Annotated in this window: 18 protein-coding genes and 1 pseudogene; 6 read left to right on the forward strand and 13 right to left on the reverse strand. The window is 67.3% G+C overall.

Features of this window, described 5'->3' with window-relative positions; genetic code table 11:
* From AC1EJR_RS23055 to AC1EJR_RS23065, 3 genes and pseudogenes are all read left to right on the forward strand, one after another.
* Positions 1 to 115: pseudogene (locus tag AC1EJR_RS23055) on the forward strand (DUF6396 domain-containing protein); the annotation flags it as partial.
* Between the two features lie 196 nt (positions 116 to 311).
* Complete coding sequence (locus tag AC1EJR_RS23060; RefSeq protein WP_082016542.1) at positions 312 to 470, forward strand: DUF3309 family protein; 159 nt, start codon at positions 312 to 314, stop codon at positions 468 to 470.
* Between the two features lie 12 nt (positions 471 to 482).
* Complete coding sequence (locus AC1EJR_RS23065; protein WP_092301347.1) at positions 483 to 671, forward strand: DUF3008 family protein; 189 nt, start codon at positions 483 to 485, stop codon at positions 669 to 671.
* 87 nt (positions 672 to 758) lie between these two features.
* Here the strand turns inward: AC1EJR_RS23065 and AC1EJR_RS23070 are convergent, their stop codons facing one another.
* From AC1EJR_RS23070 to AC1EJR_RS23080, 3 genes are read right to left on the reverse strand one after another with little or no spacing between them, the layout of a single operon-like run.
* A complete protein-coding gene (locus AC1EJR_RS23070) occupies positions 759 to 1,379 on the reverse strand; it encodes a ParB-like protein (RefSeq protein WP_477147603.1) in 621 nt (206 codons plus the stop codon).
* A 10-nt stretch (positions 1,380 to 1,389) separates the two neighbouring features.
* A complete protein-coding gene (locus tag AC1EJR_RS23075; RefSeq protein WP_477113281.1) occupies positions 1,390 to 1,908 on the reverse strand; it encodes a hypothetical protein in 519 nt (172 codons plus the stop codon).
* 50 nt (positions 1,909 to 1,958) lie between these two features.
* The gene (locus AC1EJR_RS23080) at positions 1,959 to 2,816 is read right to left on the reverse strand and encodes an SDR family oxidoreductase (protein WP_092301356.1); all 858 of its coding nucleotides are present in this window, start codon (positions 2,814 to 2,816) and stop codon (positions 1,959 to 1,961) included.
* 262 nt (positions 2,817 to 3,078) lie between these two features.
* On the opposite strand from AC1EJR_RS23080, the gene AC1EJR_RS23085 reads away from it, so the two are divergent.
* On the forward strand, positions 3,079 to 3,693 hold the full coding sequence (locus AC1EJR_RS23085) for a BON domain-containing protein (protein ID WP_255370986.1): 615 nt from the start codon (positions 3,079 to 3,081) through the stop codon (positions 3,691 to 3,693).
* Positions 3,694 to 3,703: 10 nt separating this feature from the next.
* Positions 3,704 to 4,357, forward strand: coding sequence for a ParB-like protein (locus AC1EJR_RS23090; protein ID WP_477147604.1), 654 nt, complete (start codon positions 3,704 to 3,706; stop codon positions 4,355 to 4,357).
* On the opposite strand, the gene AC1EJR_RS23095 is transcribed toward AC1EJR_RS23090, so the two are convergent.
* The 5 genes from AC1EJR_RS23095 to AC1EJR_RS23115 form a co-directional block, all read right to left on the reverse strand.
* Complete coding sequence (locus tag AC1EJR_RS23095; RefSeq protein ID WP_477113280.1) at positions 4,358 to 4,936, reverse strand: hypothetical protein; 579 nt, start codon at positions 4,934 to 4,936, stop codon at positions 4,358 to 4,360.
* Positions 4,937 to 5,024: 88 nt separating this feature from the next.
* Entirely contained in the window at positions 5,025 to 6,113 is a 1,089-nt protein-coding gene (locus AC1EJR_RS23100; RefSeq protein ID WP_477147605.1) for a DNA topoisomerase IB, read from the reverse strand.
* A 138-nt stretch (positions 6,114 to 6,251) separates the two neighbouring features.
* Positions 6,252 to 7,220, reverse strand: coding sequence for an alpha/beta hydrolase family protein (locus AC1EJR_RS23105; RefSeq protein WP_477113279.1), 969 nt, complete (start codon positions 7,218 to 7,220; stop codon positions 6,252 to 6,254).
* Positions 7,207 to 8,394 (reverse strand): DUF3182 family protein, encoded by a 1,188-nt coding sequence (locus AC1EJR_RS23110; protein WP_441592563.1) that lies wholly within the window; start codon positions 8,392 to 8,394, stop codon positions 7,207 to 7,209. The genes AC1EJR_RS23105 and AC1EJR_RS23110 overlap by 14 nt, the downstream gene beginning before the upstream one ends.
* Positions 8,395 to 8,470: 76 nt before the next feature.
* The gene (locus AC1EJR_RS23115) at positions 8,471 to 8,971 is read right to left on the reverse strand and encodes a low affinity iron permease family protein (protein ID WP_477113278.1); all 501 of its coding nucleotides are present in this window, start codon (positions 8,969 to 8,971) and stop codon (positions 8,471 to 8,473) included.
* Between the two features lie 215 nt (positions 8,972 to 9,186).
* Between AC1EJR_RS23115 and AC1EJR_RS23120 the strand changes: the two genes are divergently transcribed.
* The gene (locus AC1EJR_RS23120) at positions 9,187 to 9,537 is read left to right on the forward strand and encodes a BON domain-containing protein (protein ID WP_092301376.1); all 351 of its coding nucleotides are present in this window, start codon (positions 9,187 to 9,189) and stop codon (positions 9,535 to 9,537) included.
* 64 nt (positions 9,538 to 9,601) lie between these two features.
* Here AC1EJR_RS23120 and AC1EJR_RS23125 read toward each other — a convergent pair whose 3' ends face one another.
* The 5 genes from AC1EJR_RS23125 to AC1EJR_RS23145 form a co-directional block, all read right to left on the reverse strand.
* Complete coding sequence (locus AC1EJR_RS23125; protein WP_092301379.1) at positions 9,602 to 10,081, reverse strand: PRC-barrel domain-containing protein; 480 nt, start codon at positions 10,079 to 10,081, stop codon at positions 9,602 to 9,604.
* A gap of 58 nt (positions 10,082 to 10,139) precedes the next feature.
* Positions 10,140 to 10,766 carry a hypothetical protein gene (locus AC1EJR_RS23130; protein WP_477113277.1) on the reverse strand — a complete coding sequence of 209 codons (627 nt, stop codon included), beginning with the start codon at positions 10,764 to 10,766 and terminating at the stop codon, positions 10,140 to 10,142.
* A gap of 99 nt (positions 10,767 to 10,865) precedes the next feature.
* Positions 10,866 to 11,270, reverse strand: a complete 405-nt coding sequence (locus AC1EJR_RS23135) for a hypothetical protein (protein WP_255370989.1) — start codon at positions 11,268 to 11,270, stop codon at positions 10,866 to 10,868.
* A 177-nt stretch (positions 11,271 to 11,447) separates the two neighbouring features.
* Positions 11,448 to 12,257, reverse strand: a complete 810-nt coding sequence (locus tag AC1EJR_RS23140; RefSeq protein ID WP_255370990.1) for a sensor histidine kinase — start codon at positions 12,255 to 12,257, stop codon at positions 11,448 to 11,450.
* Between the two features lie 133 nt (positions 12,258 to 12,390).
* On the reverse strand, positions 12,391 to 13,794 hold the full coding sequence (locus tag AC1EJR_RS23145; RefSeq protein ID WP_092301385.1) for a sigma-54-dependent transcriptional regulator: 1,404 nt from the start codon (positions 13,792 to 13,794) through the stop codon (positions 12,391 to 12,393).
* Between the last annotated feature and the right edge of the window lie 358 nt (positions 13,795 to 14,152).

The following is a 14,152-nucleotide window of genomic DNA, read 5'->3' on the forward strand; positions in this document are numbered from 1 at the left end:
CAGTGGCAGAAGGAACAGGAAGCCGCCGAACCACCGCCAAAGCCGTCGGATGAACTCATCCTCCGCCTGTGCAAGGCCAAGAACCTCGACCCCGCCACGGGCCTGGCCATTCCGCCCCCGCCCAAGGCGGCATTGGGCACGCAGGCGAAACCACCCTATATAACCCAAAGTCGTCCAATTCCTACACCGATATCAGCCCTAGCCCGCCTTGGTTGTGCCGCTTGCTGTTCTACCCTGAATCTACAAGGCAACGCTGAGGCAAGGCTTGGGCTGCGCCTCCGGAACAACAATAGGGAAACAAGGAGCACGCCATGGGTATCGGCACCATTCTTCTCATTATTCTGATTCTGCTGCTCGTCGGCGCGCTTCCGGCGTGGCCGTATAGCACGGGCTGGGGTTATTGGCCCAGCGGCGGGCTGGGTCTTATCGTTCTCATCGTGGTCCTGCTGGTGGTATTGGGCCGAATATAAGGAGTGATTGTCATGCCAGCGAAATCGAAGGCACAGCAAATGGCCGCCGGTGCGGCGCTCTCCGCCAAGCGTGGAGACACCAAGGCTGGCGCGCTGAAAGGCGCGTCCAAGTCGATGTACAAGTCCATGAGCGAAAAGGAACTGGACAAGATGGCCAGCACCAAGCAAAAGGGCAAGCCGACGCACAAGGCCAAGAGCTGATCGCTGCCGCATCTCGCAGCCGCGTCTCGCGGAACCTCGTGCCCCTGCCGGATCCTATCCGCAGGGGCACGAGGCATTTCAGGGGGGTTACTTCTTGCGCGGCACGCAGGGGCCAATCCATCCCGGGAGCCTGCGTGCCTTGCTGCTGCGCGCCAGCGGAATGGCGAGCGTCATCGCGCGGGCGAAGCCGGCGATGCTATGCATGTCTTCCTCCACATGGCGCCGGAAGAAGCCTGCCCAGCTGAAATCGCCGTAGGCATTGCCCGGTTTCTGGTAGGCGCCGGCGTTGCGCGTGAAGGCGGCCAGGCTGCGGTACGGGTCGTCGCGCATCCCCATCACCGTGGCGGGCAGCGCATCGACGTCCAGATGCTTGCCGTGCTCATCCACCKGATGCACATGCCCGAGCGCGCGCATCTTCTTCCAGAACGCGCTGGGCGACAGGTCGCTGAGATCGGCGTCGATGCAGACCGGTGCCGTGCGCCAGCCCAGTTCCAGCCACGCGCGCGCCCAATGGTGATGATCGGCGATATACAGCGCCCCACCCGGCCCGGCGATGGTCCGGATGCAGTGTTCGCGGAGGAACTTGCGCATCGCGGCCGGCTCGCGCGGCTGGGCGCTGACGTCCATCTTCTCGTGGACCTGATAGAAGCCCAGCGTCAGCTGCGTGGGGCGCAGGGTGTCCAGGTCCGCCGTGTCGGTCTTGGCCATGGCGGGCGCCTTAGCTATGGCTCGATACCTGCCGATCGACGTAATGCTCCAGTTCGCTGCCCGGATCTTCGTTGCCCGTGCTATCCACGGCGACGGCCTCCTCGGCCACCGGCCCGGCGTGCGCGGGCCGGGCCTCGCCATTGGACTGTCCGGACTGTCCGGACTGGCCGGACTGGCCGGACTGGCCGGACTGCCGGGAGGCGGCCGGCGCGGGCCAGCACTCGCCTTCCTGCGTGTCCACCAGCTTGGGCTGTCGCTTCGGATCGAAGTCGGCCCACTGGCCGCCTTCCCAGGTGCCGCTCGCCCGCTCGATGTCGCAGGCGCCGCCTTCGCGCAGCACATCGGCCACTTCCTCGCGGCGGTCGCCCTTGGCGCGGGCGGCCAGCAGCACGCCCGGCGGGCGGGCGCCGCCCGGGTTGACGGACATGATCGACACATCCCAGACCGAGAACCCGCGCGCGTACAGCTTCTGGGCGATCTCCTCGGCGTCCGGGATGGACGCGAACCGGCCGGCTACGATGGATGACATGATGGGCTCCCTTGCGATACGTCGCGATTTATCGATCGATGCGGGCGCGGTCAGCCGTTGACCACTTCCCCGCCATTGATATGCAGAATCTGGCCGGTGATGTAGCTCGCGGCGTCAGACGCCAGGAACACATAGCCGGCCGCCACCTCGAAAGGCTGGCCGGGCCGCCCCATTGGCGTCTTCTTGCCGAACTTGGCCACCTCTTCCTCAGTGAACGTGGACGGAATCAGCGGCGTCCAGATGGGCCCCGGCGCCACGCCGTTGACGCGGATGCCACGCTTGACGATCTGTAGCGCCAGCGAGCGCGTGAACGACACGATGGCCCCCTTCGTCGCCGAATAATCGAGCAGATGGCCGCTACCGCGATAGGCCGTCACCGAGGTCGTATTCAGGATCGACGCGCCCTTCTGCAGGTGCGGCAGCGCGGCGCGCGTGACGTGGAACATGGCGAAGACATTGGTGCGGAAGGTGGCTTCGAGCTGGCTGGTGTCGATGTCTTCGAGCGAATCCTGCGGATGCTGCTCGGCGGCGTTGTTGACCAGGATGTCGAGCCGGCCGAACTGCTTGATGGTCTGGGCCACCACGGCGTCGGCATGGCTGACCTCGGCCAGATCCCCGGCGATGACCAGCGCCCGGCGGCCAGCCTGCTCGATCAGGCTGGCGGTTTCCTTCGCGTCGCCGTGCTCGTCCAGATAGGCGATGGCCACGTCGGCGCCCTCGCGCGCGTAGGCCACGGCGATGGCGCGGCCGATGCCACTGTCGCCGCCGGTCACCAGCGCCACTTTGCCTTCCAGGCGCCCGCTGCCCACGTAGTCGTCGGCGCCGCTATCCGGGCGCGGTTCCATCTCGCTTTCCAGGCCTGGCTGATGTTCCTGGTGCTGGGGCGGTACCTGCTTGGGTGTAGCCATGGCAATACCTGTGAGAAGGGGATCGGAATTGGATATAGGCAAGGTCTGCGCAAATTCCATGCCGCGCGCCGTGGCCCGCCCGCAAGGGAAGATTAGGCGGCTGGCGCCCTCGCCGCGCGTAACGGTTACAACGTGTGGCAAGGATTGCACCCGGCGCCGCGCGCGACTCGCATCGCGCACATCGCGCGGGTACGGCCCCGACCAGCCTCCGCGCGGCATGGAACTTGCGGCTTGGCGAACACCGAACCGCAAGGAGCGCGACATGTTCAATTTCCGAGGAGACCGCGGTGCCAGCCGCACGGGCCGCGCCAAGCCCGAGCCGGCCAGCCCGACGCATGAGGACTGGGGACAGGAATGGGGCGAAGACTGGCGCGGCGATACGACCTACGGCGGCGCTGGCTACTACGGCGACAGCCGCAGCGGCGGACAGTCGTTCAACAGTGCACAACGCGTGTATCCGGGCGATCCCGGCTATCGCGAACATCCCACGCGGCCGCAAACGCTCTCCGGCACCGGTGTCGGCAGCCGCCGCCCGGTGGGGCCAAAGAACTACGAACGGCCCGACGAGCGGGTGCTGGGCGATGTGTGCGACCGCCTCGCCCACCATCCCGACGTGGACGTCTCCGATGTGACCGTCGATGTCGACAAGGGGCTGGTCAAGCTCGGCGGCACGGTCGGAGACCGGCGCCAGAAATACATCGTCGAGGAGATCGCCGATGCCGTGTACGGCGTGAAGGACGTGGAAAACCAGATCCGCGTGCGCCGGCCGGGCGAGGGAGCCGACTCCGCCCAACGCGACAGCATCGGTAGCTGGGCATCCGGCTCGGAAACCGGCGAAGCCACCACCTCCCCCGAACGCACGCTGAACAAGAGCTGAGGCCACCCCCATGGCAAAACCGCTGCGCGCAGGCGCAAAGCTGATGGTGCCGATGGATCATCTGCGGCCCACGCAGATCACCATCGGCGGCTACCACGTCGCGCAGAAGATTCATGTCACGCGGCGCCTGTMGCACGCCGATCTGCCCGGCTTTCTCGACAAACACCGCGTTCACGTGGTGCTCGGCCCGGAGCACACGCTCTACGTGGTGGATCACCACCACTGGGTGCGTGCCTGGCATGAGATGGGCATGGAGATGGTGCCGGCGCACGTGCGGGAAGACCTGAGCCACCTGTCCCAGCGCAAGTTCTGGGCGTACATGGTCGAGAACCACATGGTCCACCCGTACGACGAGCAGGGCCGGCGCCAGCCCATCAAGGCGCTGCCGCCGGACATCCATGCCATGCGGGACGATCCGTATCGGAGCCTGGAGGCGTTCGTGCAGCTGGCCGGCGGCTATCGCAAGGTCAAGGCCGCCTATCCGGATTTCCGCTGGGCCGACTTCTTCCGCCAGCACATCGAAGGGCCGTTCGACACCCATCACGGCTTTGCCACCGCGCTGGCGCGCGCGGTGCAACTGGCGCTGAGCACCAAGGCGCGCGGGCTGCCCGGCTATATCGGGCCATGCCGCAAGCGCGCTGCGTCGAAGAAGAAAAAGACCTAGTCAGGCGCCGCGATCGAGCGGCGCATCAGGACGCGGCGTCTTGGCGGGCTGCGGGGCATCGCGGCGATCGGGGCCATCGCCCCGGCGTGCCATGTCGCGCGCCTGCGTCAGCACGCAGCACAGCAGGTAGTACGCCCGCTTGAACTCGTTGGCCGCTTCGCGCGGGCAGCCGTTACCGGCCTGCCGGAAGCCCGCGTCGAGCCGGGCCTCGATGCCGCTTTCCCATTCCGCTTCCGTGAACAGATGGCGTGCACGGTTGCGCCAGAGCGCCATCGTCGACATCTGCCGACTAGCCAGCGTGGAGGGCTCCCAGCGCCCCTCGCCATTGCCGAGGTCCAGGCGCATCTCGCACAACGCCTGCATCAGCACGCGCGCCTGCCGGAGATCCCGCCCGCGTAGCGGCCGGACCGTGCCACCGCGCCCCTTGCAGGGAACCGTGGCCAGCCGTGGCATCGGCACTTCTTGATGGTTGTGGTTGTTGAGGGCTGCAAGGATGGACTCCGTTTGCGGGAAGTCCTGATGCACCGTTTCCTGCTGGCTGCCGTCGATACTCAGGCAACTGAAGACTGCGTTTTCCACCTTGGCCTCTTGCTAGACTCGCTACGCTGTTGTTATTCATTGGTAGGCGTAGCGATGCAATTGCCGTGCCGGACAACGCGGGCTCACCTCATGCTGCTTTGCGAGGCGTCGCCACCGGCGCACAGGTGCTCTCCAGCAGCGCCAGCAGGCGCGCTTCGTCGGCACGCAGGCGCACGCCGGCACGCGGGGCCGGCAAGGCTTGCAAGGTGTCATCCATGAAGGCCGCGAGCACATCCGGGTGTACGTAGCATTTTCGACAGACGGCCATGGTGTTGCGCAGCCGCTGCGCCACTTCGCGGATGACCTCGGTCACGGCCTTCTTGCGCGCGGTCTCGCTGTCGGCCGTGGTCTTGCGCAGCAGCGCCAGCGCGTGGACGCTGCCGGCCCAGGTGCGGAAGTCCTTKGCCGTKAAATCGCCGCCGGTCACCTCCTGCAGGTAAGCGTTGACATCKACCGAGCCGATCTCGCGGATCTCGCCCTCCGGGTCCTTGTACTTGAACAGCCGCTGCCCCGGCAGCTCCGTGCAGTTGCGGACGATGCGGGCCAGGCGGGCATCGTTGACGGACACGTCGTGGGTCACGCCGCTCTTGCCGGTGAACTGGAAGCGCAGGCGGCTGCCGCGCACGGCCACATGGCGCCGGTGCAGCGTAGTCAGCCCATAGGTGCGATTCTGGCGCGCGTAACGCGGGGTGCCGACGCGCACGAGGGTGGCATCCAGCAACGTCACCACGGCGGCAAGGATCTTCTCGCGCGGCATGCCGTTGCGCGCCAGATCACGGGCCAGCCGCCCGCGCAGGCGCGGCAGCGCATGCCCGAAGGCCATCAGGCGGGTGTACTTGTCGGTGTCGCGCAGCGCGGCCCAGTCCGGGTGATAGAGGTATTGCTTCCGGCCCCGCGCATCGCGGCCCGTGGCCTGGAGATGGCCGGTGGGGTCGGCGCAGATCCAGACCGACTCGTAGGCTGGCGGAATCGCCAGCGCCTGGATGCGCGCGAGCGTGGCCTTGTCCTCGATGCGCTTGCCCTTGGCATCGGCATAGTAGAAGCCCGTGCCCGCGCGGCGCCGGGCGATGCCGGCTTCGCCGTCGTCGGCGTGCCGCAGCCCCACGGCACGCAACGCGGCGTCGGCGGCTTGCTCGGCGGTCGCTGCGGGCGAAGGGGTGACGGACGCGGGGCTCATGTGGCTCCGCCAACGCACAAACAATGCCAGCCAGTGGCGACCGCACTTTATGCGGGTTTTGCAAGAATTTCCGGTGCGACTGGCAGAAACAACACGGCCTGCAATCGCTACAAAGCGACTCGCACGCGCTGCCCCGCGCTACTTGCGTGCCTTCGGCGCCGACGCCGCGATCACCTGCGGGTCGTTCTCGTCGTCGGCATCGCCAGCCGCCACGGCGGTCTCGTTGTCGTCCTCATCGGGCGCCAGGCCGGCATCGGCACGCGGCAGGGGCGGCTTTTGGCGCGACACCGTGTATTCGGGGGATTCGGTTGCCGTTGCCTTCTTCACGGTGGACGGTGTGCTTGGCCGGGGCGGCGCCACCGCCGGGCCGGTACGCGCTTCGGTCACCATCTCGCGCAGCCATCCCACCAGCAACTTGCCATAGGCGCGCTGGCAGTCCTCTGTCGACAGACCGTGGTCGGCGCCTTTCAGTACCCGGTACGTGATCGACCAGGCCTCGCAGCAGGCGTCCACGTAGCTGAGCACCGCCGCGTGGGGCACGATGCTGTCATGCTGCGATTCCACGACCAGCACATCGCCCTTGAAGTTGGTACAGGCGCGCAGGGCCCGGTTGGTATCGGGGGCTACCACCTTGCGCCGGTACGCCACGAGATCCTGGTCGTGGTGGAGCTGCCGCTTGGGCGACTCCCATCCGCTATCCATGTAGAGCGCCGGCGCGCGCAGCGCCAGCCAGCGCACCGGGCGCAGCTCGCACAGCACGGCGGCCAGGTAGCCGCCGTAACTGCTGCCCACCACGGCGATGGCGTTGCGGTCCACCTCGGGGTGCCGCACCAGCACGTCATAGGCAGCCAGGACATCGGCCAGGTTGCGCATGCGGCTGACGGTTTCGTATTGCGCGGCGGTACCGGCATGACCGGTCAGGTCGAAGGTCATGCAGACGCAGCCCAGGCCGGCCACCTCGCGCGCACGCGCCAGGTACTGCTGCTGGCTGCCGCCCCAGCCGTGCACGAACAGCACGCCGGGGAGCTTGGTGGCCGGCGTGATCAGCGTGCCGGCGATGGTACCGCCATCGGTATGGACCTGTAACGATTCCTCATGTGTGGCCATCAGAACTGGACTCCAGAATTGCGTACTTCGTCAACGGGCCGACGTTGCGGTCTTCTCCCTGGTAATAGACGTCCGCGCCGGGCGGCACGGGTACGTCGCTGCCATAGATCTCGCGCGTGCTGGCGGTGGCCCGCACGCATTGGGGATCGGCCTGGAAGGCCGCCAGCGCGGCCAGTTCGGCCCCGGTGGCGCCGCCCACGCGCCATGACTGTTCGAGCACGCCGAGCCGCTGCCGGCCGTTGTCGGTGCCCATCGCCACATCGTAGTTGCAGCGGGACACCATCGTGCCCGGAAAACACTCCACCGCCGCGGCGTGATAGGCCAGCGCGGCCTGCACGGCCTCGCGCAGGTGCGCCTCGATCGGATGCGCGCACAGGTCTTCCAGCGAGCCCCGCACCACGCGCAGCGTGGACCCGCCGTAGACCAGCTTGCCGGCGTGATTGCGGGTGAGGCCCTGGGTGCCGCAGTAGCTCGCGCGCAGGTTGCCCACCTCCAGCTGACCGACGCTGAACGTCGTCACGTCCTCGAGGTTGCGTTCGAGCACCAAGCCTTCGCACTCGATCCGCCGGGCGTCCAGCGCTTCCAGCGCGGCGTCCAGTTCGGCCGCGTTCGCCACCACCTGCTGGCCGAGTCCGCCGATGCCGCACGGCTCCTTCACACGGACCTTGCCCTCGCCCAGCATGGCCTGCCCGGCGCGCCGGGCATCCTCCACCGAGAACGCGGTGTAGCCGGGCAGGACGCAGGGCTCGATGCGCGCGCCGAAGTCATGGCTCCAGCCCTCCGGCGCCCTTGCATCGGGAGAAATCAGCCCGTGGGAGATCGCCTTGGTGCCGACGAAATCGTGCGGCACCACGCCGCCGAGCAGGTCATGCAGGCTGTCGATGCCGAGCTGGCGGGCGCTGTCGATGCCAGTCAGTGTGTCGGCCGGCACGAAGTAGAGACGGTCCGCCGCAGCGCCGTGGGTCACGGCGTCGTAGCTGCCCGCGTAGCGGAAACCCGCGAGGGCCGCCACGCGCTCGGCAATGTTCCGCAGCGTGACGCCCGGATGACTCGCCGGGTCGTCGCAATCGGCGCGCCCGTAGACAACCACGCGCACCTCGCGTGGCTGGGCCAGCGGCGCCGGCTCGTTGGATGCCGTCGTAACTGCGGGATTCGGAGTTGCCGGGGTGGCCAAAATGGTCTCCTCAGGGAACAGACGTGCCCGGAACGCACCGGGCATGCGCCGCCAAGCCGAGCCAGATCCATGCCAGCTAGGTGGCGGGCTCGGCATCGGCCGGGGCGGCATCCGCTTGACGCCGCGCGTGGCGCGCGCGCCGTTTCGCGGCATGGTTCTCGTTGGCATCGTCCAGGGAGTGGCTGCACTTCACCCCGCCCTCCTTGTCCGCCAGTTCCGCCAGATGGCGATAGAACAGCACAAGCTGGCGCAACTCGTCCTCGTCGAGTTCCTCGATCGAGATCAGATGGTTGCTCGCCGGCTTGCTCGATGCCAGCAGCTCATTCAGCTTCAGGTGCACCGCCATCGAGTCCTTGTTCTGACTCTGCTGGATCAGGAACACCATCAGGAAGGTGACGATGGTGGTGCCGGTGTTGATGATCAGCTGCCACGTCTCCGAGTAACTGAAGATCGGGCCGGTCAGGGCCCAGACCACCACCACCAGCACGGCCAGCACGAAGGCTGCCGGGGAACCCGCGTGGCGCGTGGCAGCGCCGGCGAAGTGATCGAACAGATGCATCATCCGGCGCTGTTTCATGAAAGGCTCCTGCGGAACGCACGACTGTCTACATTGTAGAGAGCGGACCGCCGCCTGATCAGCCGGCGGTGTCCTACAAGGCTGTCGGCGCGTTGTGACGCGTCGTTTTTACAAGACGGCGCCGGCTTGGGCGGCGGCTGCGCTGTGGCGCCGCAGGCATGCCGATTGCGTCGCACGGTCATGCAGGACTCTTGTTACCAGCGAAAGGAAGCGCCATGCAGACGGAAACCCAGGACACCGCCCGGACCAGTCCAGACGAAGACGACGAATTGCTGCGCGAACGCGTGGGCACATGCATCGCCGAAGCGTGCGGCGGTGACATGCCCGATGGCGTGGCCGTGCACGTGGTGGACCGGCGCGTCACGCTGACGGGCCGCGTGGAGGACATCGACCTGTCGCAACGGCTGGAAAAGGCCGCCGCCACGCCGCCGGGGATTCTCGGTGTGTCGAACCAGCTCACCACGCGGGTGCCGCCGCCCCCGGAGCCGGCCGGCCAGCCGCAGGCCAGTGGCATGCGCGCGGACCCGTCGAGCAAACCCTCGGGGCAGGTGAACCACAAGGTCTGAACCCTTCCCTCCCTCAAACGAAAAAACCGGCGCCCCAGGGCGCCGGTTTTCATCGGTACGGGCCTCAAGCCCACGGATCGTAGCGATCCTTCTCCCAGTACGGTGAAATGCCGTAGTACTCGTGGATCGTGGTAGCCCACTGCGAGTTCGCCATGGTCGGCCAGTGCTCCTTGTCGAAGCCCGGCGCGGCCTTGATGCGCTCGCGCTCCACACCCAGCACGAAACACTTGCGCCGCGTGTCCAGCGTCAGCGCAGACCACGGCAGCGCGTGCAGCTTCTCGCCGATGCCGAGGAAGCCGCCCATCGCCAGCACCGCATAGGCGATGCGGCCGCCGAGCACGTCGAGCATGATGTGGTCGATGGTGCCGATCTCCTCGCCCGAAGGGTCCACTACCTTGTTGCCTTCGAGGGTGTCGGACGCCATCACGAACGGTCCCGGCCCGGCGCTGTGCTGTTCCGCCCCGCCGATGATGGCCGCGCCCTTCGTTCCGGGGCCGCCGGGCGGGATGCCGGGCGGCTCTGGCGTGTTGTCGATGCGTTGCATGGCTGCTCCTTTTTGTGAAAGGGTGAAAGGCATGGTGATGGAAAAAACCGCGCGGCGCTTACTGCCGCTGCCGCGCGCGCGCTGAATCTTCCCCGGTCAACTGTCCTGCCGGCACGGGCGGTGCCAGCGGATCGAAATCTTCCCAGCGGCCATCGCGCCACTGGCCTTCGGCGCGCTCGACGTCTTCCGCGCCGCCCTGCCGCAACTCGTTGGCCACCAGCGCGGTGTTGTCGGGCGACACATGCGCGGCCAGCAGCACGCCGGCATGCCGCATGCGGACCTCGCCGGTGCGCGGATCGCGCTGGCCGTTGCGGGTCATCGACAACGCGCCCATCAACGACCCGCCATAGGCGCCCACGCCCGTGGCGATCGCCAGGATCAACACGAACACCCACGGCTCCGGCGGCGTGGCGAACCACGCGCGCACGGCGGCGGCCAGGCAGATCCCCACGGCCGCACCCAGCGCCGCGCCAATCATCAGGCCCCGCCCGGCGCCCTTGCCGGTCTGCCGGGAGGCCGGATCCACCGCCTGATCGCCCCCGATCGGGAACGTGGCGTGCTGGCCGGCCGGGTTCACATAGAACAGGCTGAGATCCTGCTCGCTCAGCCCCTTGGCCCGCAAACGGGCCGCGGCGGTCTCTGCGTGGTCAAACGTATCGAATCGTCCTGCGATGATCGTAGACATAGGGATGCTCCGTTCAAAGCGTTGATGCGGTACAGGCGTGCCGGGGCGCACGAAGAATCACAAGCGGCCATCCAAAGGGAGGGCCGCCTGGCGTCCGAATCACTTCTTGCCCGACTTGGCCGTGCTCTTGTCCTTGTGGGCGGATTTGCCAGACTTGCCCGCCTTATCGGCCGCCTTGTCGCTGGCTCCCTTCCTTTCGGCAGCGGCCTTGCCGCTGGCGGCCTGATGCTCGCTGCCCTTCTTCAGGGTCCAATCCACATCGTCGCGCTTGGTGGTGGTCTTCTTCTCGGCATGCATTGCCGCGCTCGGAGAAATCGGGTCGCTGGCCGGGAAGGTCATATCGAGCGAGTCGTCCACGGCGGCCTGATAGGTCTTCTTTTTCGGCTTGTCCTTCTCGTGCTTGCCATCCGCCTTCTCGGCGCCAGTGATTGCAGGCGCGGCGGGATGATTGGCAGAGGTCGGGAAGGGGCTTTGCGATCCCTTGGAAGCGTGGGCTTTGTGCATGGCATCTCTCCTGTTGGGTATCGAGTTCGGGTCCCCTCATGGCGGGGCTCCACGGATAACCATGCAAACGGTGGGCCAGCGGCCCATGGGCCATCCACGCCGCTTTGACGGGCGGCGGACGGTGCAGATTGTGCTGGATGCGGTAAAAAATGCCGGAAGGCGGGGCGGGCGCGGAGATCAGGCGGCCGGTTGGCGGGGGATGCGCACGGCGATGCAGACGCTGACATTGTCGGCGTCGCAGTTGTCATTCTCGGCGGTCAGCTGGGCGCCCTGCAGTTCCACCATGCGCCGCGTGAGCAGCAGCGCGGTGCTCTGCCGGGGCGAGTGGGCGCCGGCCTCGGCCACGCTGCGCCCGAAGAAGTCGGTCAGCACGGCCAGCCGGGAGGCCCCGCGCGAGCGGTCCAGCGGCGGGCTTTCGGAGATGCGGAATTTCACGTACTCGGCCTCGGCCACCAGGTGCACGCGCACCGATCCGCCGGTCGGCGCGCGCCAGATGCAATGGATCAGCAGATGGCGCAGCAGCGGCGCCAGCCGCAGCGCATCGCCCTGCACGCAGAAGTCCTGTCCGCCGGGGCTCTGGCATTCGATCGAACCCAGCGTCACGCCGCGCGCTTCGGCCGCCGCCCGCTTGTCGCCCATGGCTTCCTCGGCGGCGTCGCGCAGGTCGGTGGTTTCCCACTCCGGCTTGCGCTCGTCGGCCAGCAGGCGCACGGCCTCCTCCATTTCCTCGATCAGTGCCAGCTGTTGCTGCATGCCGGAGCGGATGCCGTCGAGCGCGCGCTGCGCCGGGGGGGCGGGGGTATCGATCGAACGGTCCAGCACGTAGCCCCAGCTCTGGATCGCGTTGAGTGACGAGCGCAGGTCATGGGACGCCTGCTCGATCAGCGCGGCCACCTCGCCAATGCTGCGCACGGCCGGGAACGCGAGGTCCCCGGCGGCGGCGCCGTCGTGCGCGGGTTTTGGGGTGGGGCTGGGTGCGTCGGCCATGGCCATTTTCAGGTCTGCTCAGTCAGCGTGTGAATCGAAAGGAAGCCGCCAATCACGGTCCTCATGCAAGAACCATGCGCCGACAAGTCCGGCGCCGTGGATTCCCTGTCACGCAGCCTGCACTCGCCCGCCCTCACGAGGCGGCGGGCGGGCTGGAGTCGCCATTGCGCGACGCGCGCAGCCATTCGGGCAGCTCGCCCTTGGCCGCATAGTCTTCCAGCCGGTTGTATAAAGTCTTCAAACTGATGCCCAGAATCTCCGCCGCGTGCTTCTTCACGCCCGAGCACTGCTCCAGCGTGGCGAAGATCAGTTGGCGGTCCGCCTCGGCCAGGGACATGCCCACCGGCACCGAGACAACGGCCGTACCCGTCGAGGGCGCCGCCGCCACTTGGAGCGGAATCTGTACCTCGGTAATCACATCCTGGTCGGCCATGATGTAGGCGCGCTGCACGAAGTTGCGCAGCTCGCGCACGTTGCCAGGCCAGGCGTGCATGCGCAGGCTCTCCAGCACGCTGGCGGCAAAGCGCCGTTGCGTGCCCTGCTCGCCGTTCAGCTGTTCCAACATGGTGTTGGCGATCTGCACCACGTCGTCGCCGCGCGCGCGCAGCGGCGGCAGTTCGATCGGGAACACGTTCAGCCGGTGGTACAGGTCGGCGCGCAGCTTGCCCTCCGCCACGGCTTCCTCGGGGTTGCGGTTGGTGGCGGCCAGCACGCGCACATCGGCATGCTGTTCGCGGTTGGTGCCCACGCGCATGAAGGTGCCGGTCTCGAGCACGCGCAGCAGCTTGACCTGCAGCTCCAGCGGCATCTCGGTGATTTCGTCGAGGAACAGCGTGCCGCCGTCGGCGCGTTCGAAATAGCCCTTGTGCTGGCGGTCGGCGCCGGTGAAGCTGCCGCGCTCGTGGCCGAACATCTCGGTTTCGATCAGCGTGGGCGAGATCGCCCCGCAGTTCACGGCCAGGAAGGGCTGGCGCCGGCGCGGGGATAGTTCGTGCACGGTCTGCGCGGCCAGCTCCTTGCCGGTGCCGCTTTCGCCAATCAGCAGCACGGTGGCCTCGGTCGGGCCGACCTTGCTCAGCTGGTCATAGACCGCCTGCATGGCTTCGGAACTGCCCAGCAGCCGGCCGAAGCGGCCATAGCGGCGCAACTCGCCGCGCAGCGAATGGATCTCCGCTTTCAGCTCGCCGGTGGTGGCAATACGCTTGAGGACGGTCTGGAGCCGCGTGACGTTGATCGGCTTGACGAGGTAGTCGGTGGCGCCCAGGCGCAGCGCCTCCACGGCGCTCTCCACGCTGGCGTAGCCGGTGGTCAGGATGACTTCCACGCCGGACGAGCCGACTTCCTCGAACAGCTCCATGCCGCTGCCATCGGGCAGGCGCAGGTCGGCCAGCACCGCGTCGGGCATGCGCCAGCCTATCTGGAGGCGCGCCTCGCGCAGGTTGCCGGCGGTGGCGGAGGAAAACCCCTCGATCGCGACAATTTCTGCCAGCGCCGCGCAGGCGTTTTCGTCGTCGTCTACGATCAGGATGTGTGGCATAGGCTGCGCTGGCGTCCGTTGGCGCGGGATTCCTGTCGGAAATCGGTCCGGAGTCTGATTCTCATGAGCCCGTTGGCCTTTCGGTTCGGTGGATGCAGGGTGCTGCGGCGCTTCAGATACTACTGAGATTACGCGGCGGCAAACCGCCTGGCAAAAGTCTCGCCGTGCAACGGGCGGCACAGGGGCAACACAGGCGGCAAGATACGCTGAAGTCTAGCTACAGGCGCTTGGCCGATATGCCAGTGTCCGTCTGACACAGGTGTCGGACCTTTCCGCGACGGCGGCATGGGATGTAGCCACCCGCAGCGCGACCGGATAGCATTAAAACATCATTGACCAATCCGACGCCGTCGGCACC

Source organism: Cupriavidus sp. 05T42 (assembly GCF_056396345.1).

What these genes read in the sequence shown, in the direction of transcription:
- AC1EJR_RS23060 (WP_082016542.1), top strand. Translation starts at nt 312, where the DNA reads ATGGGTATCGGCACCATTCTTCTCATTATTCTGATTCTGCTGCTCGTC.
- AC1EJR_RS23065 (WP_092301347.1), top strand. Translation starts at nt 483, where the DNA reads ATGCCAGCGAAATCGAAGGCACAGCAAATGGCCGCCGGTGCGGCGCTC.
- AC1EJR_RS23075 (WP_477113281.1), bottom strand. Translation starts at nt 1,908, where the DNA reads ATGTCATCCATCGTAGCCGGCCGGTTCGCGTCCATCCCGGACGCCGAG.
- AC1EJR_RS23080 (WP_092301356.1), bottom strand. Translation starts at nt 2,816, where the DNA reads ATGGCTACACCCAAGCAGGTACCGCCCCAGCACCAGGAACATCAGCCA.
- AC1EJR_RS23085 (WP_255370986.1), top strand. Translation starts at nt 3,079, where the DNA reads ATGTTCAATTTCCGAGGAGACCGCGGTGCCAGCCGCACGGGCCGCGCC.
- AC1EJR_RS23105 (WP_477113279.1), bottom strand. Translation starts at nt 7,220, where the DNA reads ATGGCCACACATGAGGAATCGTTACAGGTCCATACCGATGGCGGTACC.
- AC1EJR_RS23115 (WP_477113278.1), bottom strand. Translation starts at nt 8,971, where the DNA reads ATGAAACAGCGCCGGATGATGCATCTGTTCGATCACTTCGCCGGCGCT.
- AC1EJR_RS23120 (WP_092301376.1), top strand. Translation starts at nt 9,187, where the DNA reads ATGCAGACGGAAACCCAGGACACCGCCCGGACCAGTCCAGACGAAGAC.
- AC1EJR_RS23125 (WP_092301379.1), bottom strand. Translation starts at nt 10,081, where the DNA reads ATGCAACGCATCGACAACACGCCAGAGCCGCCCGGCATCCCGCCCGGC.
- AC1EJR_RS23130 (WP_477113277.1), bottom strand. Translation starts at nt 10,766, where the DNA reads ATGTCTACGATCATCGCAGGACGATTCGATACGTTTGACCACGCAGAG.
- AC1EJR_RS23135 (WP_255370989.1), bottom strand. Translation starts at nt 11,270, where the DNA reads ATGCACAAAGCCCACGCTTCCAAGGGATCGCAAAGCCCCTTCCCGACC.
- AC1EJR_RS23140 (WP_255370990.1), bottom strand. Translation starts at nt 12,257, where the DNA reads ATGGCCGACGCACCCAGCCCCACCCCAAAACCCGCGCACGACGGCGCC.
- AC1EJR_RS23145 (WP_092301385.1), bottom strand. Translation starts at nt 13,794, where the DNA reads ATGCCACACATCCTGATCGTAGACGACGACGAAAACGCCTGCGCGGCG.